The sequence below is a fragment of the Nocardia transvalensis genome, assembly GCF_015477765.1.
In the GTDB taxonomy this organism is placed as follows: Bacteria; Actinomycetota; Actinomycetes; order Mycobacteriales; family Mycobacteriaceae; genus Nocardia; species Nocardia transvalensis_A.
Window position 1 is genome coordinate 297,129 of record NZ_JADLQQ010000008.1, and the last position, 20,939, is coordinate 318,067.

At 69.0% G+C, this 20,939-nt stretch carries 16 protein-coding genes; 6 read left to right on the top strand and 10 right to left on the bottom strand.

From position 1 onward, the window contains the following. Positions 1-490: 490 nt before the first annotated feature. Complete coding sequence (locus IU452_RS24980; RefSeq protein WP_195111573.1) at positions 491-661, bottom strand: hypothetical protein; 171 nt, start codon at positions 659-661, stop codon at positions 491-493. A gap of 284 nt (positions 662-945) precedes the next feature. Between IU452_RS24980 and IU452_RS24985 the strand changes: the two genes are divergently transcribed. Further along, positions 946-1,311, top strand: a complete 366-nt coding sequence (locus IU452_RS24985; protein WP_195111574.1) for an ACT domain-containing protein — start codon at positions 946-948, stop codon at positions 1,309-1,311. Between the two features lie 24 nt (positions 1,312-1,335). Here the strand turns inward: IU452_RS24985 and IU452_RS24990 are convergent, their stop codons facing one another. The 7 genes from IU452_RS24990 to IU452_RS25020 all read right to left on the bottom strand — a co-directional run bounded on the left by IU452_RS24990 (position 1,336) and on the right by IU452_RS25020 (position 10,748). Further along, positions 1,336-3,129, bottom strand: coding sequence for an AMP-dependent synthetase/ligase (locus IU452_RS24990; protein ID WP_195111575.1), 1,794 nt, complete (start codon positions 3,127-3,129; stop codon positions 1,336-1,338). Positions 3,130-3,275: 146 nt separating this feature from the next. Next, positions 3,276-4,094 (bottom strand): hydrolase, encoded by an 819-nt coding sequence (locus IU452_RS24995; RefSeq protein ID WP_195111576.1) that lies wholly within the window; start codon positions 4,092-4,094, stop codon positions 3,276-3,278. 43 nt (positions 4,095-4,137) lie between these two features. Beyond that, the gene (locus IU452_RS25000; RefSeq protein WP_195111577.1) at positions 4,138-4,950 is read right to left on the bottom strand and encodes a class I SAM-dependent methyltransferase; all 813 of its coding nucleotides are present in this window, start codon (positions 4,948-4,950) and stop codon (positions 4,138-4,140) included. Positions 4,951-5,024: 74 nt separating this feature from the next. Continuing rightward, positions 5,025-6,323 (bottom strand): lipase family protein, encoded by a 1,299-nt coding sequence (locus tag IU452_RS25005; protein ID WP_195111578.1) that lies wholly within the window; start codon positions 6,321-6,323, stop codon positions 5,025-5,027. A gap of 142 nt (positions 6,324-6,465) precedes the next feature. Next, a complete protein-coding gene (locus IU452_RS25010; protein ID WP_195111579.1) occupies positions 6,466-8,493 on the bottom strand; it encodes a LuxR family transcriptional regulator in 2,028 nt (675 codons plus the stop codon). A 262-nt stretch (positions 8,494-8,755) separates the two neighbouring features. Then, complete coding sequence (locus tag IU452_RS25015; protein ID WP_195111580.1) at positions 8,756-9,697, bottom strand: hypothetical protein; 942 nt, start codon at positions 9,695-9,697, stop codon at positions 8,756-8,758. 4 nt (positions 9,698-9,701) lie between these two features. Continuing rightward, on the bottom strand, positions 9,702-10,748 hold the full coding sequence (locus IU452_RS25020) for a 3-oxoacyl-ACP synthase III family protein (RefSeq protein WP_195111581.1): 1,047 nt from the start codon (positions 10,746-10,748) through the stop codon (positions 9,702-9,704). Between the two features lie 600 nt (positions 10,749-11,348). Here IU452_RS25020 and IU452_RS25025 point away from each other — a divergent pair. From IU452_RS25025 to IU452_RS25040, 4 genes are all read left to right on the top strand, one after another. Then, a complete protein-coding gene (locus IU452_RS25025; protein WP_195111582.1) occupies positions 11,349-13,028 on the top strand; it encodes a fatty acid CoA ligase family protein in 1,680 nt (559 codons plus the stop codon). Beyond that, complete coding sequence (locus tag IU452_RS25030) at positions 13,025-13,303, top strand: hypothetical protein (RefSeq protein WP_324192805.1); 279 nt, start codon at positions 13,025-13,027, stop codon at positions 13,301-13,303. Before IU452_RS25025 ends, IU452_RS25030 begins: the two co-directional genes overlap by 4 nt. Further along, on the top strand, positions 13,300-14,334 hold the full coding sequence (locus IU452_RS25035) for an NAD-dependent epimerase/dehydratase family protein (RefSeq protein WP_195111583.1): 1,035 nt from the start codon (positions 13,300-13,302) through the stop codon (positions 14,332-14,334). The genes IU452_RS25030 and IU452_RS25035 overlap by 4 nt, the downstream gene beginning before the upstream one ends. 146 nt (positions 14,335-14,480) lie before the next feature. Beyond that, the gene (locus IU452_RS25040) at positions 14,481-15,311 is read left to right on the top strand and encodes an alpha/beta fold hydrolase (RefSeq protein WP_195111584.1); all 831 of its coding nucleotides are present in this window, start codon (positions 14,481-14,483) and stop codon (positions 15,309-15,311) included. Positions 15,312-15,798: 487 nt separating this feature from the next. On the opposite strand, the gene IU452_RS25045 is transcribed toward IU452_RS25040, so the two are convergent. After that, the gene (locus tag IU452_RS25045; protein WP_195111585.1) at positions 15,799-17,439 is read right to left on the bottom strand and encodes a TerD family protein; all 1,641 of its coding nucleotides are present in this window, start codon (positions 17,437-17,439) and stop codon (positions 15,799-15,801) included. 55 nt (positions 17,440-17,494) lie between these two features. After that, a complete protein-coding gene (gene pabB / locus IU452_RS25050; protein WP_195111586.1) occupies positions 17,495-19,738 on the bottom strand; it encodes an aminodeoxychorismate synthase component I in 2,244 nt (747 codons plus the stop codon). A gap of 95 nt (positions 19,739-19,833) precedes the next feature. On the opposite strand from pabB, the gene IU452_RS25055 reads away from it, so the two are divergent. Then, positions 19,834-20,889 (top strand): phosphotransferase family protein, encoded by a 1,056-nt coding sequence (locus IU452_RS25055; RefSeq protein ID WP_416382361.1) that lies wholly within the window; start codon positions 19,834-19,836, stop codon positions 20,887-20,889. The last annotated feature ends 50 nt before the right edge of the window (positions 20,890-20,939 follow it).

Sequence of the window (20,939 nt, forward strand, 5' to 3'; positions counted from 1 at the left end):
TGCCCTCTGTTGTGGGCCTTCGGCGTTCCGGGGCGATTTCGTTTGAAACCCGTCCGAAAAACCGCTCCCTAGAGGCTGGCGTACTCGGGTGCTGTCGCCCGCACCTTCCCCAACACCCTTCATTGATCGGCGGTTTCGTCGGCGGGACCGGCTCGGCACCGACACGGCCACCGGCGACCCACTCCCTCGGAGAGGGCAGATTGACCGTCAGCGAATACCGCACGAATCGAAAACATGCCCTCCACCAGTACGAAACGTCGCCGCGGCGTTCTCGTGCCACCTCGACCATCGTCGGCGCGGCATCGATTCCTGTAAGGCGTTGTGCGCCGGGAGTTTTGCGGCCAGCAGTCGAAGCGACAGACCGGTACCACAGCCGACATCGAGAATCCGCGCCGGGTTCGGGCAAGCCTGCAATGCGTGCGCGATCGTCCGATCTGCGATGGCCTGGTGCATCCGGCCACGGCCACCTCATCGCCGCCCAGCGTCCTCACTAACCGTAGAGGCGGATGAAGTCCTGGGTCGGGTCGACGGCGGGCACCGTATAGTTTGCCGAGCTCCCGTCGACATCGGTTTCCTCGACATAGCGGGCGGGTTCGGCGGGCAGGCGGCGCCAGCGGGCGCGCGGATCATCGACCTGCTCTGGGTGACTGGTCGCCGACATGATGTCCCCCTTCCAGACGTGTCACCACATGCTACCCGGCGCATCAGGCCAGGCGAGACATGCGTTGCGGGAAAGGCCAAGCCGGGCTGGAGGTTCCAGAATGTCGATATCGGGCCGAAGCGAAATGAGTCGCAGCTCAGAACAGTGTTCTCACGCGTTGTACTCATAATCCGTTGGTCGCGGGTTCGAGCCCCGCCCGCCCCCACACCGCAGTGCCGTCAGGGGCGCGGGCTGGCTGTCACGCGGTGGGCCTTTCCGTCGGTGACTGCTCCTAGCATTGCGGGATGACTTCTGCCCAGCGTCTGCATACCGTTCCGTCGCGGTTCGTGGTGGAGCACCTGCCGAACTCGACATTTCCCGAGGATGACGAGTGGATCGCGCTGGTGCGGGCGCCGGAGGGACTGACCGTGGTGCGGGAGGCGCCGCCGTGGGAGGACGGGCAGCGGTGGGTGGGGTTCTACGGTGGGGCGGACGCCTATGGACTGGAGGCCGTGGGGAGGCTGGCCGCGGTGGTGGGGCCGTTGGCGGAGGCGGGGATCGCGGTGTTCGTGGCCTCCACGTATCACGCGGATCTGGTGCTGGTGCCGGAGCAGCGGCTGCAGGAGGCGTCCGACGTGCTGACCGAGGCCGGGCACCGCATCGCGGGGTAGTGCCCGCCGCCGTCGAAGGGCGAATCAGCGCGCGTACAGCGCCTCGATCTCCGTGGCGAAATCCTTGGCGACGATGTCGCGCTTGAGCTTCAACGAGGGCGTGAGGTGTCCGCTGGCCTCGCTGAGCTCCGCATCGAGCAGCCGGAACTTCTTCACCGCCTCGGCCTGGGAGACGGCCTGATTGCCGTCGTCGACCGCGGCCTGCAGAGCGGCCAGCAGGTCGGCATCGTCGGCGAGGTCGGCGACGGTGGCGTCGACAGGCTTGCCGTGCAGGCGCTTCCAGGTCGGGAAGTACTCCCCGTCGACGGTCACCAGGCACGCCACGTATGGGCGCCCGTCGCCGACGACGAAGACCTCGCCCACGATGGCATGCGCCCGGATGCGATCCTCGATGACGGCCGGGGCAACGTTCTTTCCGCCCGCGGTGACGATGATCTCCTTCTTGCGGCCGGTGATGGTGAGATAGCCGTCCTCGTCGAGGGTGCCGACGTCGCCGGTGGCGAACCAGCCGTCGTGGAAGGCATCGGCGGTCGCCAAGGGGTTGTGCCAGTAGCGATTCGACACATTCGGGCCGGCGAGCCACACCTCACCGTCGTCGGCGATCCGGATGGCGGACCCGGGCAGCGGTTGTCCGACCGTGCCGATCTTGGTCTTGTCGTAGGGATTGAACGTTGCGGCAGCACAGGTTTCGGTCAGGCCGTACCCCTCGAGCACGGTGAAACCGATGCCGCGATAGAAATGCCCGAGCCGCTCACCGAGCGGTGCGCCGCCGGAGATCGCATGGGTGGCCCGGCCGCCGAGCGCGCCGCGCAACCGCCGATACACCAGACGGTCGAAGATCCGATGCCGGATGCGCAGCGACAGCGGCACGCGGCCGTCGTCGAGGGCGCGGCTGTACGCGATCGCGGTATCGGCGGCCCGATCGAAGATCCGGCCCTTGCCGTCGCTGCGGGCCGCGGCACTCGCGGTGTTGTACACCTTCTCGAAAATCCTTGGCACACCGAGGATCAGCGTCGGCCGGAAGGATCCGAGTTCGGCGGTGACGTTCTTGACGTCGCCGACATGTCCGATCTTGATCGGGGCCAGGGCCGCCCCGATCTCGGCGATCCGCCCGAGCACATGCGACAGCGGCAGGAACAGCAGCACCGAGGCCTCGCCGGTGCGGAACAGCGGCGCCAACCGGGCGATGATGTTGCCCATTTCGGCGAGGAAGTTGGCGTGCGTCAGCTCACAGCCCTTGGGCCGGCCGGTGGTGCCCGAGGTGTAGACGACGGTGGCGATCGAGTCGGCTGTGGCCACCGACCGCCGCTCGAGCAGCGTCGCGTCGTCGATCCGGGCGCCCGCATCCGCCAGGTCGGCGAGGGCGCCGGCCTCGATCTGCCAGGCATCGCTCAGCGCGGGCAGTTCGTCGCGGAGCCCGTCGACCACGGCCGCGTGCTGGTCGGTCTCTGTGACCACGGCCACGGCACCCGAGTCACCGAGGATCCACCGCACCTGATCGGCGGAGGAGGTCTCGTACACCGGCACCGTCACCGCGCCCGCACACCAGATCGCGAAGTCCAGCAGGGTCCACTCGTAGCGGGTGCGCGACATGATCGCCACCCGGTCGCCGGGCCCGACACCGGCGGCGATGAACCCCTTCGCGACGGCCTGGACCTCGGCCAGGAACTCCGTCGCCGTCAGGTCCTGCCACTGCCCGTCGACCTTGCGGCTGATCACCGCGGTATCCGGATGACGCTCGGCATTGCGGTACACGAGATCGGCGAGATTGCCGTCCGCCGGCACGTGGAACAGGGCCGGCAGGCCGAATTCCCGCATGATGACTCCTCGTCGGCAGCATTAGCGAACCCCCCGCATTCGGACTGTAACAACTGCCATAAATCGCCGCTTCCCAGGACGTTCTTGGTATGGCGGAGGTCATAGAGGAGTCGTCGAGAGTTAAATCAGCAAATAGGCAGAAACCCTCAGATCAGATGGTCGAACTCCCCGCTGACCCACCGGATGTGCCGGGTGGCCGCGGCGCGCACGATCTGTTTGGCGTTCTGGTCGATGGTGTCGCCGCCGAGGGTGTAGAGCCGGTCGAATTCGTAGGGCTCCAGGCCGTCGACGATGCGGCGCACCGCCGCGGCCGACAGCGGCACATGCCTCGGGTAGTTGCGCTGGAACGACACCCAGTCGGGAGTGAGAGCCCCGGCGATGGTGTCGCCGCTGAGCAGCGTGCCGTCGGGCGTGCGGGCCACACAGCTGCCGCGCATATGGCCGCCGAGATGGATGAGTTCGAGGCCGGGCAGCGGTTCGGCGTGGTCGGTCCAGAACCGGATGACCGGGTCCGGTCGCGGCACCCACTGCTTGTCCAGCTCGTTCACCAGCACGGGCACGCGGCCGAAGGCATGGCTCCAGCTGACCTGCGCGGCGAACATGTGCGGATGACTGGTCGCGATCGCCGCCACCTCGCCGAGCGCCCGCACCATGCCGACGGCCTGCTCGTCGAGCGCGGCGGGCGGATCCCACAGCAGATTGCCCTGCGGGGTCTGCACCACGAACGACCAGTGCCCGATCGCGAACCGCGGTTCCCGGCGCAGGCTGTGGACGCCGCGCCCGTGCTCGCGGTAGCTGATCGTATGCGGTTGGCGGGCCAACTCCTCGTGCGTCGTCCACTGCCCGTGCGGGCCGAGGTCGCCCCGCTCCTCGTCGCCGGAATCGGTGGCGAGGATGCATTGCTGCGGCGGCACATCGGAATCCGGGTGTTCGAGTCCACACCTATCGCAAATCCAGGTCGTCATGCCCGCATTCTGAAACCTCGAGGAGGCTCGAGGTCAAGTCCGGTCATCCGGGTGCGACGGCGGCCAGCCCGTACAGCAGCGGCAGGCGGGGCTCTTCCGGCGGTAGTTGCCACCAGTCGCCCGCGGTGGGGATCATCTGCGGCCAGCGCGGCCATGGCAGCAGGTCGGTTTCGGTGAGGGCGGTGATACGAAGACCGGCGCCGAGCAGTGCGGTGACGACCTCGCCGAGGCCGTGCCGCCATTCGTAGACGGTGGTGGCGGTGGTCAGCGGCGGTCCGTCGGTGTAGGTGTGGTCGCTGTCGCGGCGCAGCGGCCCGCGGCCCTCCAGGTAATCATCGTGCAGGACAAGCTGTTTCGGGTCCACCCCTGATGGGGGTGTGGGCCCGAGGGAGTGCAGCAGCGGATGGAACTCCACGAGGTAGAGCAGTCCGCCGGGACGCAGCAGATCGGCGACCACGCGCGCCCAGCGCGACAGATCGGGCAGGTAGCAGAGCGCCCCCTTGCCGGTGTAGACGATGTCGAAACTGCTGGGCGCCAAGACCGTTGCGGCGTCGTACACGTCGGCGCACACGTATTCCACCGCGTTGCCGGATGTTTCGCGGGCCAGCCGGATCGACTCCGCGGAGAAGTCCAACCCGACCACTCGGGCGCCGCGGCGGGCCAATTCGATTGTCCCGGTGCCCAAATGACACTGCAGATGGACCATGTCACGGCCACCCACATCGCCGAGCACATCCCACTCGAACGGTGCGAACCAGAACCCCGGATCGCGATCGCGATAAAAGCGGCTGGCGGCGTGAATGGGCGCGCGGGCGTCCCAATTCTGCCGGTTGGTCAGCAGCTGATCGTCGGCCATCGCGTCATCGTAGGTCGCGGACTCGACTGTGCGCAGCTGTTCGACCACCGGCGGCCCTGTGCCCCGTCGGTCGTTCAGCCCTGCGGCGCGCGGATCGGGCGGCCGGTCAGGATCCGCAGCAACACCCCGCCCAACCGCAGGTAGCCGCGCAGTGCCCGCGGTGACAGGGCCACCGACAGTTGCGTGGTCGTGGTGGCGGGCGGCAGCGGACGGCCCTCGAGCCGGTCGGCTACCCAGTCCGCCAGCAGCGGCGCCGCCAGCGCACCCAGCGACACGTGCCCGCCGACCAGATCGCGCAGATACCGCACCGGCGTGCCGGCCGTCCGGTAGCGGGCCACCAGGCGGTCGATACTGCGGACGGAGATGACGGAGTCGCGTACCGCCTGCACGACCAGCATCGGGAAGGCCGGTGGGTGGGCTCCGGGCTGGATGTCGGCCAGGACGGCCCGCACTGCCGGGAGGGTCCGAACCACCGCCAGTGCGGCCCGATCGCGATCGTCGAGTCGGGAACGACTGTCGCGCAGCACGAGTGCCACGGTGGTGCTGGTCTCGGCCCGGGTCAGCAGCGCCAGCGAGGCGGCATCCAGGTGGTCGCGTAGACAGGAGTCCAGGTCGGGATATCCGCGCCGCAGACCGGCCAGGCACAGCGCGGCCAGGCCGCCGTAACGAGAGCCGTTGAGCCGGAAGAACGTCGCCTCCAGATCGCCGACCGGCGAACCCGCCGCCGCCGCGACGATGCGCAATTCGGGAGCGTAGGCGGCGGCGGTCTCGGCTGCCCAGACCGTGGCCAGTCCGCCGCCGGAGTACCCGCACAACGCCACCGGGGTGCCGGGGGGTCGCCCGAGAAAGGTGAGGGCGGCCCGGATGCCGTCCAGGGCCCGGTATCCCGGTTCGCGCGGTGCGCCGAACCGCCCGTCGGAGCCGACGTGATCGGGCACCGATACCGCCCAGCCCCGGGCGAGCGCATTCGCGACGAGCAGCAGTTCGAATTGCGGGATCGCCCCGAAGGCCCGGGCGCCGCGGCGAAATGCATACGACGGAAGGCAGGCCGGGGCGACGGCGTCGATCGCGCACTGATAGGAGATCAGCGGTCGCGCCGGATCGGCCTGCCAGGGCAGCAGTACGGTCGTGATCGCGGCCTCGGGTCGCCCGTGCATATCGCTGCTGCGAAACTGCAACTGCCAGGCGGTGACCCGCAGCGGCAGCAATCCGAACAGCGCCACCTGGACGGGCCGCGAGCGCAACAGCGCGCCGGGTTCGTACTGTGCCAGTGCCCGCGGCGGCCGGTAGAACGGATCGACGTCGGGCAGTGGCGGAGCTCCCGGTTCGGCAGTGGTTGTCGTGATCGGCCTTTCGGCGGCATACACACCCATGCGGTTCCTTTCCGCGTAGTCCGGCCTCCGATTCGCGGGCGAAGCCGCCCGTCCGAGGTCGCGACCGCTGATGCTGATCTGTTCGCGTGACTGCGTTGGTCCGTGGTAACGCTCCCTCCTTCGGCGATCTCGTCCGGACGCGCTATCCCACAGCCGTTTCGGCTGCCGCGGTCGCGCGGGCGGTGAGCACGAACCGCAGCTCGCTGCGCCGGGCGACCGACAGTTTGCGATAGACCCTGGTCAGATGCTGTTCCACCGTGCTGGTGGTGATGGCGAGGGCGTCGGCGATATCGCGGTTGCGTTTGCCCAGCGCGGCCAATTCCGCGACGCGGCGTTCGGCCGGGCTCAGGGCGTCGACACTGCCGGGGGACAGGCGAACCCGCGGCTGCGGCGTGGACGGGGACGGGGGCGGGGTGCGATCGCCCCGCAACCGGCGGGCGAGTGCCGCGGAACCGCAGGATTCGGCGAGCCGGACCGCCTCGCGCAGCAGCGGCCGCGCCTTGTCGGCATCCCCGATACAGCGGTGCGCACGACCCAATTCCGTGAGGGCCGTGGCCAATTCGTGGTCGTCCCCACCGGCGCGCGCCACCGCGACGGCCCGGCGCAGCAGCAGTACGCGCCGATGCGGGTCACCGGTCGCCGCCAGGATGCGCAGCGATACTCCGCCGCTGCGGTGGCGGTCGGGCCCGCCGATCAGTTCCAGATGCATGGTGGCCAGGGCCTGCGCCCTCCGCTGATCGCCGAGTTCGAGGTAGGCCGCGGCCAGATCGTTGCGCCAGGGCACCAGCCACGCGAAATCCAGATTCCACTGCCGCATCAGATTGCCGCACTGCCGGAAGTGCCGCACCGCCTCGGCCGGGCGGCCGGTGGCCAGACAGTGGTGACCGAAGGCGTGTAGATAGGGTAAGGCGAAGCGGGTTTCGAACATCGCCCGCGGCACCGGTCGGCGTAGCTGGGCCGCCGCCTCGCTGTGTTTGCCCTGTGCCGTCAGCGCCCTCACCAACACCGCTAACGGCCGCCCCACCCAGACACCCAGATGTTCGGCGGGTATGAGATTGAGCGCCAGCACCGCATCGTCGACCGCGCCGGTCAGATTGCCCTTGCGTAGCAAGGTATCCGCACGCAGGGCGGCGAAGATCGACCGCCACGCGGGCGCCCGGCGCGCCTCGGCCTCGGCAAGCAGCGAGGCACACCAGGCTTCGGCAGTGTCGAGCCGATCGGTGTGTATGAGGCAGTCGACGGCGGCGACCAGCGCCTCGACGGTGGTCGAGGCGAGCCGATGGCCGGTCAGGATGCGCTGGGCCAGCCCGGCGATCTCGGCGGGCGGATGCTGGACCGACTGTGCGGCCAGCAGATCCGCGGACTGCCGGTAGGGGGAGTCGCGGTCGATGCGGGCGCGGCCGCCGTCGGGGATGCGGGCGGCGAACAGGCGGCGATGCCGCTCGACATGGGTGGGATGGGTGTAGCGCAGCCAGGCGCACAGGAAATCGACGGCGGGATCGACGCAGTACTGTCCGGCCGGGCCGCGGTCGAGCCGGGCCAGGGCGTGATCGGCGTGCTGGACCAGGCCGTGCCACAGCATGTGCAGCACCGCCGAGGGCAGCTCGGATTCGGGCACCCGGCCGGTGTAGAGCGCGGCCTTGAGCCGTCCGAAATTGCGCGTACGGGTAGACGGGTTGACGCGCCGCTCGACCGACACCAGGCGGGTCGCGATCGCGGCGCGGCCGCCGGCGCGCCGACTGGCCCGATAGGCCAATTCCAAACGCTGTGCGGCGCCGTCGATATCGTCGTTGATCAGCGCCTCGTCCGCGGCCTCGACCAGCACCTGCGCCGCCCACGAGGTGCGGGCCTCGCCCGCGGCGATCAGCTGGGCCGCCACCGCCGAAACGGGAAATTCGTTGCGGTACAGAACTTCTGCCGCCCGCCCGTGTAGTGCGCGACGTTCTTCGTCGGGGAGCTCGCGCAGTATTCGCGCGGCCAGGGTCGGATGCGCGATCCGACCCTGTGCGGCCACGCCGATTTCGGTGAATTCGGCCACCACACCACGTATTTCGTCGGGTTCGGCAGCCAACAGTGTGGCGACCGGATCGACACCGGATGCGATTCCCAGCACCGCCATCGCATGTGCGACGCGCTGCCGTGACCGATCCGCGCCCCCCAACAACTCCATCAGGCTCTCACCGGTGACACATACTGCCCGGCTTCGGTCCCGAGCGACCGACCGCTGCATGTTCCAGTCCCTTCGTCGATCGGATGTGCCCGACTGAAGGGGGTGCGCCTCGTTCGAGGTGCCAGATCTAGCAGGGAAGCGGCATCGTCGCAGCTGTGAGCGTCGTGTGACGCCCGGGAATTCAGCCGGTGCACAACGGTTTTCGGCGGCCGCCGGGGCGCATCCCACAACCTGCCGGCGGCGGCCTGCCGCGTGAATTATGCTACACGTCAACCTGTTTGGTATGTAGGTCGGCAATATTACCGGCCTTCGCGAGAGGTTGTGGGCGATATGCCACACAGGCCGCACCGTTGTCGTCGGCGGCCAGGAAAAGCACCGCGCGGGCGGTGTCGAGCAGGCCCCCCTCGGCCGCGCTCAGATAGGCGTGCACCGGCGCGGCGGTATAGGGATCGCCGAGCGCGGGATCGACTCCGGCGACCGATACCGAGGGCAGTCCCACATGGTAGGCCAGTCGCTCGCGGAATCCGGGCACCGGCGCGGGCGCCAGCAGCACGGCCGCGCCGGTGGCGAAATCGTTGCGGTCGAGCCCCTCCGCGTCGAGGCAGGCCGACACGACCCCCGCCGCGGCCGCCAGCGGGTCGCCGGTGCCGGTCCGCACCGACAGCGCGGAGCGGCCGTCGGTGCCCGCGACGGCCAGGTCCACCCAGGCCGTCGGTTCGGCCGCGCCGGTCGACTGGGTCTGCTGCAGGTCGCCGAATCCGCCCGCAGCCGTGGTGGAGCGCAGCAGCAGCGCCGCGCCGGTGGCGGTGTAGGGGAAGTCCTCGACCTCGCGGCTGGTCGACGGGTGCGTATCACCCGCGACGATCACCGCGTATTCGACCTCACCGGGTGCGAGGAAGCACTGGGCGGTCACCAGCGCATGCACCACCCCGGTGCTGCCGTTCATCAGGTCCAGCGAGAAGGCGGGCACCCGGCCGGTCCGGTACTCCAGGCCCACCTCCAGCCGCTTCTGGATCAGGGCCGCGACGGCCGGTTCGGAGATGTTGCTGTCGCGGAAGACCCCGGCGTTGAGCACCATCCCGACCCGATCGGGGGAGACCCCCGCCTGCTGCAGGCAGGCGCGCCCGGCGCGGGTGGCCAACTCGAAATAGCTGCCGGTGTCGGTGTCGGTGCAGACGGCGGCGGAAACGATCGCGGTACTCATGCTCTCAGGCCTCCAGTCGGGAAATGGTCGCGGCCAGATGTCCGGAGATGACACCCGAGGCCTCGGGTATCAGCAGCACCTTGGATCCCTTCGGAATCCGTTGCTGCGCCAGATGTTCGTGCAGCACCAGGAAGTGCGAGGTGGAGGCGGTGTTGCCGTATTCCTCGAGGACGTTGAGCGCCTGCGGCATCGGCGTATTGAAGTGCCGCTCGGTGAGCTGGCTGATGTATTCGATGGCCGGGCCGGAGAACTGGTGGTGAATCCAGTAGTCGTACTTCTCGCTCTCCCAGGTGCGCCCGGTGGCGTCGAGGAAGTCCGCCATCCGCCAGATGGCCTGCATATAGCGCGATTCGCTGGCGAGGGCGCGGTTGTCGGTGTACATGGCGATGCCGGTGGTCTTGTCGCTGGGCATGCCGAGGCAGTGCTCGGCGCCGGCGGAGGTGGTCATCAGCTCGATGTAGTGGATTTCGTCATTGTCGTCGCCGCGGTCGTCGACGACGACGGCGACCGCCGCATCGCCGACGGTCAGTGCCGCGAATTGCGGATCGTAGGGCTGGCTGATCTCCCGGGCGGCCGTGTCGGCGATGGGCGTGATCTGCTCGCCGCTGACGACCAGGCCGTTGCGGACCACGCCCGCTTTGATCATGCGATCGAGCACGAGCACGCCGCTCATCATCCCGGCGCAGGCATTCGACAGGTCGAAGTGCCGTGCCCCGGTGGCGCCGATCGCATTACGCAGCATCAGTGCGAAATCCGGTGCGTAACAGTGCACATCCGGGCCGCGGAAGCGTGTGATGGATACCGAGATCACCACGTCCAGTTCGTCGGCACGATAGTCGGAGTGCCGCAGGCAGTCGTCGATCGCCGACAGCGCGAGTTCGAACGATGATTCGTAATGATCGGGATCGCGGTCGTGTACGTGCCTGTTCTTTATTCCGGTGATGCGTTCGAGATCCAATGCCCTGGGTACGGAGAGACTGGCAATCACATCTTCCGTGGAGCGGACGGTACTGGGTGTGTACGCGCCGATCGATTCGAAACGTGTACGCATGGCCCCCTACTCTCTGGATTGATTTTCCGAGTTCGGTCGAATTCTGGTGCGGCGAAGGGCATTCGGAAGAAAGTCCGAATCCGGTGGCCGTCGTTGTCCAGTAGCCCCGATGCTGGGCCCGACGTTACCAGGCGGTAGCCGCACGTCGCCGGATCGGCGTGTGCGCTTGTGATCATGGATTTCGCCCTGCGACGGGGCGAAAAGGCAAGGTGGCACGCGGGTTTCGTGAATAGGCCCCCATAGCCCCAATAGGGGGTAGTAGGGGGTTCGGCGAACTGGTTTCGGTACCGCCGGATACAGATAATCTACCGCGATCCGAAAGTTATTCCCAGACACAAATTTCGAGGGGACGCGCATGTGGGGAGTGACACGGAGGCGGTGACTAGGGGTGGTAGGGGTTCCGCGGGAATCGCTTCGGTGCTGCTCATTCCGCGTATGCGGCTGGTTCGCAAAGACTTTGCACGGCTCGGGCGATGCTGCGACAGGTATACGGCGGTAGTCTCACCGATACCGCGTCTCGTATTCCGCACCGATTTCAGGGGGCCGCATGTCCTTGCATATTCGTATTCCCGTTCCTTCGAACCCGAGTGAGGTGAGGTGGTGACCGCCGTGACCTACTGGCGCGCCCTGGATCGCTTCCGCGCCGTCGTGGCCGCACATCCGGACCGCGAGGCGGTGATCTACCCCGACGGCACGACCGCGGCCGGGCTGCCCGACTATCGCCATCTCACTTACGCCGAACTCGACGCCTGGTCCGACGCCGTCGCCGAGCGGTTCACCGCGGCCGGAGTCGTGCGGGGGACGCGAACCATCGTGCTGGTCCGGCCCGGACCGGAGCTGTATGTCGTGCTCTACGGCCTGTTCAAGATCGGTGCGGTGCCGGTGGTGATCGATCCCGGGATGGGACTGCGAAAGATGGTGCGCTGCTTACAAGCCGCCGATGCCGAGGCATTCGTCGGGGTGCCCGAGGCGCAGGCCGTGCGGCTGCTGTTTCGCACCTCCTTCCGCCGGGTGCGGGTGGCGGTGACGGTCGGCCGCCGATGGTTCTGGTGCGGGCCGACCCTGGCCGACTGGGGACGCAAACCCACCGCGCCCGTACCGGCCCGCGAGCCCGCGCCCGACGAGGACCCGCTGTTGATCGGCTATACGACCGGCAGCACCGGCCCGGCCAAGGCGGTGGTGCTGACGCACGGAAACATCAGCGCGATGGTCGGTCAGGTGGACGCCGCGCGTGAGCACATCGCGCCGGGCACCTCGCTGATCACCGCGCCGGTCGCGGGCATTCTCGAACTGCTGCTCGGCGCGCGCTGTGTGCTGCCGCCGCTGATTCCGTCCAAGGTCGGTGCGACCGATCCCGCCCATGTCGTGGATGCGGTCACCCGGTTCGGCGTCCGGACGATGTTCGCCTCGCCCGCGGTGCTGATCCCGCTGCTGCGCCACCTCGAGCAGCACGCCACGCCACTGCCGACGCTGCAGAGCATCTATTCCGGTGGTGCGCCCGTACCGGATTGGTGCATCGCGGGACTGCGCCGGGTGCTGCCCGAGGACGCCCGCGTCTACGCCGGGTACGGCGCGACCGAGGCGCTGCCGATGGCCACCATCGAATCGCGGGAACTGCTGGGCGATCTGGTCGGGCGGGCGCATCGCGGCGCGGGAGTATGCGTCGGCCGACCGGCATTGGACGTGCGTGCCCGCCTCATCCCGATCACCGACGACCCGTTGCCGACGTGGGCGGAAGTCGAAGCGCGCGAGAAGGAGTCGGCGAGCTCGGGTGGTGTCGGCGAACTGGTGGTGGCCGGGCCGAATGTCAGCCCCCGTTATTTGTGGCCCGCCAGCGCCAATCTGTTCAACAAGATCTCCGACGGCCAGGTGATCTGGCATCGCACCGGCGATCTGGCCCGGATCGACGAAGAAGGCCGGGTCTGGTTCTGCGGCCGCAAGAGCCAGCGCGTGCACACCGCGAGCGGGCCCCTGTTCACGGTGCAGGTGGAGCAGGTGTTCAACACCGTGCCGGGGGTGGCGCGGACCGCGCTGGTCGGTGTCGGGCCGCGCGACGCGCAGCGGCCGGTGCTGTGTGTGGAGCTCGAGGCGGGCGCCGATCGGGCCGAGGTCGAGGCCGCGCTGCGCGCCCGCCGGGGCGAATTCGAGGTGGCCGCACCGGTTTCGGCGTTTCTGTTCCATCCCGGGTTCCCGGTCGACATCCGGCACAACGCCAAGATCGGCCGTGAACGGCTGGCGGCCTGGGCGGCCCGCCGGGTGAAGTCGGAGGAGGTGCGGTGAAAACCATTGCGTTGCGGTCGGTTCCATTGCTCGGATGGGCGTATGTGCTGGCGGGGTTGGTTGTGGCACTCCTGGGCCGGGCTCCGGCCGGTGGGTTGCTGCGGGCCTCGTGGTGGGTCGTTGCCGTGCTCAGCACGGTCGGGCACGCCGCCCAGATCCCGAGCGCCCTGGCCGCCGATCGGCTCGCGGGGCGGCCACGGCTCGAAACCGTCGCCATGACCCAGCTTTTCGGAGTGACCTGGCGGTGGACACAACCGGAGACGGAGGAGCGATGAAGGTTCTGGTGACCGGGGCATCCGGATTTCTGGGCGGCGCGCTGGTGCGGCGGCTGGTCGACGAGGGGCGGGACGAGGTCGCGATTCTGGTGCGGCGCAGCAGTAATCTGCGGGACCTGGACTCGGTGCTCGACCGGGTGCGGGTGCATATCGGTGATCTCACCGACGCGAAGTCGCTCGAGCGTGCCGCCGACGGGGTGGATGTGGTGTTCCACAGCGCGGCGCGGGTGGACGAGCGCGGCACCCGCGGCCAGTTCTGGACCGAGAACGTCACCGCGACCGAGCGACTGCTGGCGGCGTCCCGGCGCGGCGGCGCGTCCCGGTTCGTGTTCATCTCCAGTCCGAGCGCGCTGATGGATCGCGACGGCGGTGACCAGGTGAACATCGATGAATCGGTGCCGTACCCGCGCCACTATCTCAACCATTACTGCGAGACCAAGGCCGCGGCCGAACGTCTCGTCCTGGCCGCGAACACCCCGGATTTCACCACCTGTGCGCTGCGGCCGCGGGCGATCTGGGGTGCCGGTGACCGCTCGGGCCCCATCGTGCGGCTGCTGAGCCGAGCCGCCGAGGGCACCGTGCCGGATCTGTCGTTCGGTCGCGATGTGTACGCCTCGCTGTGTCACGTCGACAATGTCGTGGACGCCTGCCTGAAGGCGGCCGCATCGGACAATGTCGGCGGTAAAGCGTATTTCGTCGCGGACGCCGAGCGGACCGACGTGTGGAAGTTCCTCGCCGAGGTGGTGACCGAACTGGGCCATCGGCCGCCCTCGCGCACCGTGGACCCGCGCGTGGTGCGCATCCTCGTTGCGGGTATCGAGACACTGCGGCGCATCCCGTTCATCGCCGCGAACTGGTCGCCGCCGTTGTCGCGCTACACGCTGGCGGTGATGACCCGCACCGCCACCTACGACACCTCGGCCGCCGCCCGGGATTTCGGATACCGGCCGATCGTGGACCGGGATACCGGCATGGCCGAGCTGCTCACCTGGCTGCGCGCGGGCGCCGGCAGCCGCACCATCGCGTCCTGACCGGGCGCGGCATCGACGAACGCATCCTGTTACACCCGGTACCGGCTATCATGGATGGTGTTACCGGGCAGAGGGTACGGCACTGACGGCCGCCCTTACGGCCGGAGATGCAGTGCAGCACCGCTACTCAACGAGGAGTGCGCCCGATGCCGGTGTTCGATTTCCATGGTGTGCCGGTCGTCTACGAGCACGCCGGCTCGGGCGATCCGATCGTGTTCCTGCACAATATCGGCGGCGACCGCAGCATCTGGTCTGCTCAGTTCCGCGCGCTGCAGGGTACGCACCGCGTGTACGCGATGGACCTGCTCGGTTACGGCGACTCGGGCACTCCCGAATCCGGCTACACCGTCGACAACTATCTGCGGCTGGTATCGGAGTTCGTCGCCGCGCAGGGGCTGCGCCGGGTCACGCTGGTCGGGCACTGCTTCGGCAGCGCCCTATCGCTGCTCTACGCCCAGCGCAATCCGCAGAATGTGCGGGCCCTCGTGCTGAGCAGCCCGCTCACCGCCGCCACGCTGCGCCGCACGCCGACGGGATGGACCGCCCGCGCGGCCGGTCACGTGCGGCTGGACGGGCTGGCCGGTGCGGTCCGGTTGCCGGTGCTGGTGGGTCGGATGCTGGTGCGGGAGCAACTCGGCCCGCGGGGACGGCAGCTGGACCCGGGGTCGCTCGCCGCACTGCAGGGTCGCTGGGCGCAGCCGCGCCGACTGCTGCCACCCGCCGCCATCGCCCGCGATCTGCCGCGCCTGGCGGCCTTGGACACCTTCCGCCCGGGCCCCACCTTCCCGCCGATCACCACCATCTGGGGTGCGAAGAACCGCATCCTGTCCCCGGCGGCGGGCATTCGACTCAACGCCGCCCTGAACCCCGTGCGGTCGATCGTGCTCCCCGACTGCGGTCACCTGGTGATGCTCGAGGAACCCGAAACGGTCACGGCCGCAATCCGTTCCGCGACCTCCGAGGCCCTGGCCAGCTGACCGCGCGTCGCTGACCGTCTCGGGCGTGGGACTCGGGGGGTGGCGTAGATCGCAGCACGATGTCCGCTTCGCATGTTTCAGGGCCGGATAGGAGTAAATCCGGATAGCGGGTAAGCAGTCGAGACGGTGATGCCGAGAACACCGACTTCGGCACCTCGGACCGGTCACGACGGCTTCCCGCGCGGCAGGCACGTGCAATGGCGCACGTGTCGGATGTGGATTCGCACAGTGCGGTGCGCCTCCCACTCGATCAACCCGCTGCGCGCTGGGAAGTCGCCCGCAGAGTCCCGGTCCTCACGGCACGCCGTCGCACTGGGCCCGCCCGATGAGCGATTATCGGCAGCCGGACCGGTATCGACGCCTGCCCGAAGCGGCCGCGGCATGTGACGGCCGCCTCGGTCGGCGCGCACACGTCGGCCCGCCGACGCCGGGGAGGCGGTCCGGAGCCGTTCGCCGAGCGGGTCGGCCGCGCCGCGACCGCCCCGGCTCAGATCCGCGCGCCTTTGGTGCGATTACAGGAGCGGCAGAGAATCTGCAGATTCGCCGCACTGGTCGCGCCGCCGCGGCTGAGCGGGATGATGTGGTCGAACTCCAGATAGTGAGTGGCGCCGCAGTCCACGCAGCGGCCGCCGTCGCGCTGCCACACCTGCGCCTTGATCTCCGGCGGTATCGACCGCCGATCCCGGCGGCCGGGTGCCAGCGCGAGACGTTTGGCCACGCGCAGCGCCCCTTCCAGCACGGCGGCGACCAGGTCCGGGTCGTCGACCTCGAATTCGGCTCCGCCGCGCGCGGAGGTGGCCGCGATCGTGACCGTCTCGTCGGCGACGGTCACCGAAACAATGCGCGACCACGGCAATTCGATACCCGCCTCGGGTCCGACGAAGCGCAGCTTCTTCGTGGAACAGATCAACCGCCCCTCGGTGGCCTTGGGCCCGCGGGCCAACTGCCGGATCCGGGTGGCCGCGATGTCCAGGTGCACGGTCTCGTCGGGGTCTAGGTGCAGCCCGGGCGCGCGGACGGCCGGGAGTTCGCCCGCGCGCAGGCGCGACAGGGTGCGGCCGCGGTGCAGGCGCCGCCTCAGGTCCTCTACCAGCGGGCCGGTCAATGCCAGCGCGGCCACGGTGGTCTCGAAATCGTCGAGTTCGTCCTGACTGATCTCCGCGTCGGCGACGGCGAAGGCGGCCAGCCGTTCCACATACGCCAGGCCCGGACCGCGCAGGGCGGCGCGGCCGGTGTCGGCGTCGATGCGCCGGTAGCGCAGGGCGGTCCACAGGTCCTCCCAGTGCGCGCCGTGCGGACCGCCGGAGGTGAGCACTCGCCAGGCGCGGGCCCGCCACCCGTCCAGATACTCTTCGATCTCGCCCGCGCAGGCCCGGCACGGCCCGGGCGCGCCGAGTATCCGCCAGCCGCGGCGGCGTCCGCAGCGGATGCAGATTCGCGAATCCTCGGGCAGGCGTGGGGTTCTCGCCTCCGTCCAGTCGCTGCCGTCCCACCAGCGCAGGACCGTGTCGTCGGCCGGGTCGGGATGCCAGTCGGGCACCTGCGGATCCGGTGGGAGAGCGGGCTTATCGGGTTGGGATATGCCGATATCACTGCGCCGCAGCGAAACTCGCCGACGGCCCGGTTCCGGTTCGCCGACCGGCACGCCGAAGGCGGTGAACAACTCCGCCGTGTCCGCATAACCCCGGGGGACGGCGTGAAACCACCAACGGCCGTCGCGCCTGCGGAACTCGGCGAACACCATCGCCCGCTGTCCCGGTGCGGTCATGATGTCGCAGCGCGCCACCGGTCCCTCGGCATCCAGGACGGTGAGAGTCGGATACACCACCTCGTCCCAGGTCGCGTCTCGGACCGATCCCGCGACGACCAGGCGCGCCACGTCCGCCTCCGTGCGCGGCAGCGACACCGACAGCCGCGCGGTGCGCGGTTCGGGCTCCTGATCCAGCGTCACCGCCTGCGACGGGTGCCGCGGGGCGTTGAAGAACACCACGTCGCGTTCGGTGCGCACCCGGCCGGAATCCGACAGCAGCACGGCGTGCGCATCCACCGCATGCTCCGAGCGCCACGAAAGCAACACGGTGAGCAGCGAAGTCGGTATCGGCGTCCCGCCGTCGTCGAGTGGTTTCATCGCAATCGAACTATGCCAGGCCCGTCCGACACGGCCCCGGTGCGGCGTTCGTGGACTACGGGTGGGCGGGGGTGGGTTGGGGGGTGGCCAGTTCGGAGATGGCGCGGAAGGCGGAGGTGGCCTTCAGGACCATTTCGTGGAACTCTTCCTCGGGGTCGGAGTCGAGGACGATGGCGCCGCCCGCGCCGATGCGCCAGTGGCCGTCGTGGCGCACCGCGGTGCGGATGACGATGTTGAGGTCGGCGGTGCCGCCGAGGCCGAGGAAGCCGATGGTGCCCGAATAGATGCCGCGCGCTTCGGTTTCCAAGGCGTCGATGATTTCGAGGGTGCGCAGTTTGGGGGCTCCGGTCATGGAACCGCCGGGGAAGCAGGCGCGCAGGCAATCGATGACGTCGACGTCGGGACGAAGCCTGCCCCGGATGGTGGTGACCAATTGGTGCATGGTCGTATACGTCTCCGCCGCCATCAGTTTCGGCACGTGCACGCTGCCCACCTCGCAGACCCGGCCGAGGTCGTTGCGCAGCAGATCGACGATCATCAGGTTCTCCGCGCGCGTCTTGGGATCCAATTCCAGTGCGCGGCGCAGGTTGTCGTCGGCCGCGGGGGTGCTGCCCCGGGGCGCGGTGCCTTTGATCGGTCGGCTTTCCACGGTGCGGGTGCGGTCGATCTTCAGAAACCGCTCCGGTGACGAGCACGCGACCTCCACGTCACCGAAGCGCAGGAATGCGGCGTACGGGGCCGGATTGCACCGGCGCAGAACGCGATACACCTCGAGGCCCGGGCAGTCGGCGTCGATGTGAGTGTTGTCGGTGATGTTCACCTCGTAGGTTTCACCGGCCTGCAGCTGCTCCCGAATTGTGGCGATATCGGCGAGGTATCGGTCGCGGCCGCGGGTGAGACCCGAGGTGACGGCGTGCTCGTCGGCGGGCAGCTCCAGTTTCACCGGTTTGGCCCAGTCGGGCGCGGCGGTGACGACGGCTCGGGAGGCGGCGAGCCAATCCCGGGCCGCCGCATGGGTTTTCGCGTTGGCGAGCGCGAGCAGATGGGTGCGTCCGGCGACGTGGTCGACGACGATCAGCCGGTCCGCGAACACCCACTGCGCATCCGGCACGGGTGAGCGATGCCCCGCGGCGGCACCGCAGTCCGCTTTCACCTCGTATCCGAGATAGCCGACGTAGCCGCCGACGAAATCGAAAGGCACATCAGGGAATTCGATCCGCCGTCGGCGCAGCTGCCCGGACAGGTAGTCCAGCACCGTCCCCGGCACCACTCGGCTACCCGTTCCGGATTCGACCCTCACAACCCCCTCACCCACCCGATAGCGGACCACTTCCGCCAACGGCCCGGCCGCGTCCCCCATATACGAGAACCGGTCCAGCCCCGGTTCCTCGTGCGCACTGTCGAGCCAGAACGCCGTCTCCGACTCCTGATACAGCCGCCCGAACACCGCCTCGGTATCCACGGCCCGCTCCACGACCTCGTGCAGCACGGTCAACTCGACCCGGTCGTCATCGCGGCCACAAGCGCGCCGGGACGCCGAACCCTCGTCGATCTTCGACACGGGGACAGAGCACCCAGCCACGTCCGCCCGGCCACGGTCGTCGTTCATGTCCGCCCGGCTGCGGACGTCGCTGACGTCAACCCGGCGTGTTCTCGGCCGGGATCCACTCGCATGCTCCCGGGTCAGCCGGGCGAAATTGCGGAGGATGGTGGCGCCGTGCTCGCTGGCTATGGACTCGGGGTGGAATTGGACGCCCCATTGCGGGCGGTGGCGGTGGCGGACGCCCATGATCACGCCGTCGGCGGCGGTGGCGGTGATCTGCAGGGTGTCCGGGAGGGGCCGGTCGGCGCACAGCGAGTGGTAGCGGACCGCGCTGAAATCCTGCGGCACGTCCGCGAACAGGGCGTCACCGTCGTGGGTGATCCGGTCCGGATAGCCGTGCCGGGCGGCCGGGGCCGCCACGATCGCGCCGCCCGCCGCGAGCACGATGCCCTGATGGCCGAGGCAGACCCCGAGCAACGGCAGCGGACACTGCTCGATCAACTGCCGGGAGATGCCGAAGTCGCGCGCGATATCCGGCCGCCCCGGGCCGGGGGATATGACGATGTTGTCGAACTCCGCCAGCGGCAGGTCGGCGATATCGACGACCTCGTCGTTGCGCACGACCACCGGCTCGAGCCCGTTCACCTCGCCAATGAGCTGGAACAGGTTGTAGGTGAACGAGTCGTAGTTGTCCACCAGCAATGTGCGGGTCGGCGGTGCGGCCCCCGCGCGCGAAAGGGGCCGGGTCGTGCTCATGATCTTCACGGTAGCCGGTGCGGGCGAACCACCCGCACACCACATTGATGGCACATGCCCGCAGTTGTCCGGGGCGGTGGTGCACAATGTGGGACATGTCTGTGGTGCAACCGGCCGATGTGGATCGCGACGTGATCGATTTCGCCGTCGTCGGCAAATGGATGGAAGAGCAGGGACTGCCCGGTGGCGAGTTCGAGGACGTGACCCCGCTCGGCGGCGGCACCCAGAACGTCATGGTGCGCTTCACCCGCGGCGGCCGCGAGTATGTGCTGCGCCGCGGGCCGAAACATCTGCGCGCCAAGAGCAATGAGGTGATCCGGCGCGAATCCCGGCTGCTCGGCGCCCTGGCCGGGACCGGGGTGCGCGCTCCGGGCGTGATCGCCGCGTGCCCCGACGAGACGGTGCTGGGCGCGGTGTTCTATCTGATGGAGCCGGTCCACGGGTTCAACCCGCAGAACGAACTGCCCGCCCTGCACGCCGGTGATCCGGAGATCCGGCGACAGATGGGCCTGTCGGCGGTGGAGGCCATCGCCCGCCTCGGCGCGCTCGATTACACCGCGCTCGGCCTGGCCGACTACGGCAAGCCCGAGGGCTTCCTGGAGCGGCAGGTGCCGCGCTGGCTGGCCGAACTCGAGTCCTATGGCAGCAACGAGGGCTATCCCGGTCCGGAGATTCCGGGCGTCGAGCGGGTCGGCGACTGGCTGGACCGGCATCGCCCGGCGCAGTGGACACCCGGCATCCTGCACGGCGACTGCCACCTGGCGAACATGATGTTCAGCTACGACGGCCCGCAGGTGGCGGCCATGGTCGACTGGGAGATGTCGACCATCGGCGATCCGCTGCTGGATCTGGGCTGGCAGATCGCGACCCGCCCAGAGCCCGGCACGACCGGCGCCGCCCTGGTCGGCAAGCTGGGTGCCGTCGGCGGCCTGCCGACGCCGGAGGAGATGACTGCGCACTACGGACAATTCTCCGACCGTGACCTGAGCAATGTCACGTGGTACACGGTGCTGGCGTGCTTCAAACTCGGCATCGTGCTCGAGGGCACTCACGCTCGCGCCTTCGCCGGTAAGGCGCCCAAGCAGGTCGGCGACTTCCTGCACGCGATCACCCTCGAACTGTTCGAGAGGGCGCACCGGCTCATGGAGTGAACGGGGCGCCGTGACGGTTCGTCCGTATCTCGCCTACGGTTGGCAGAATA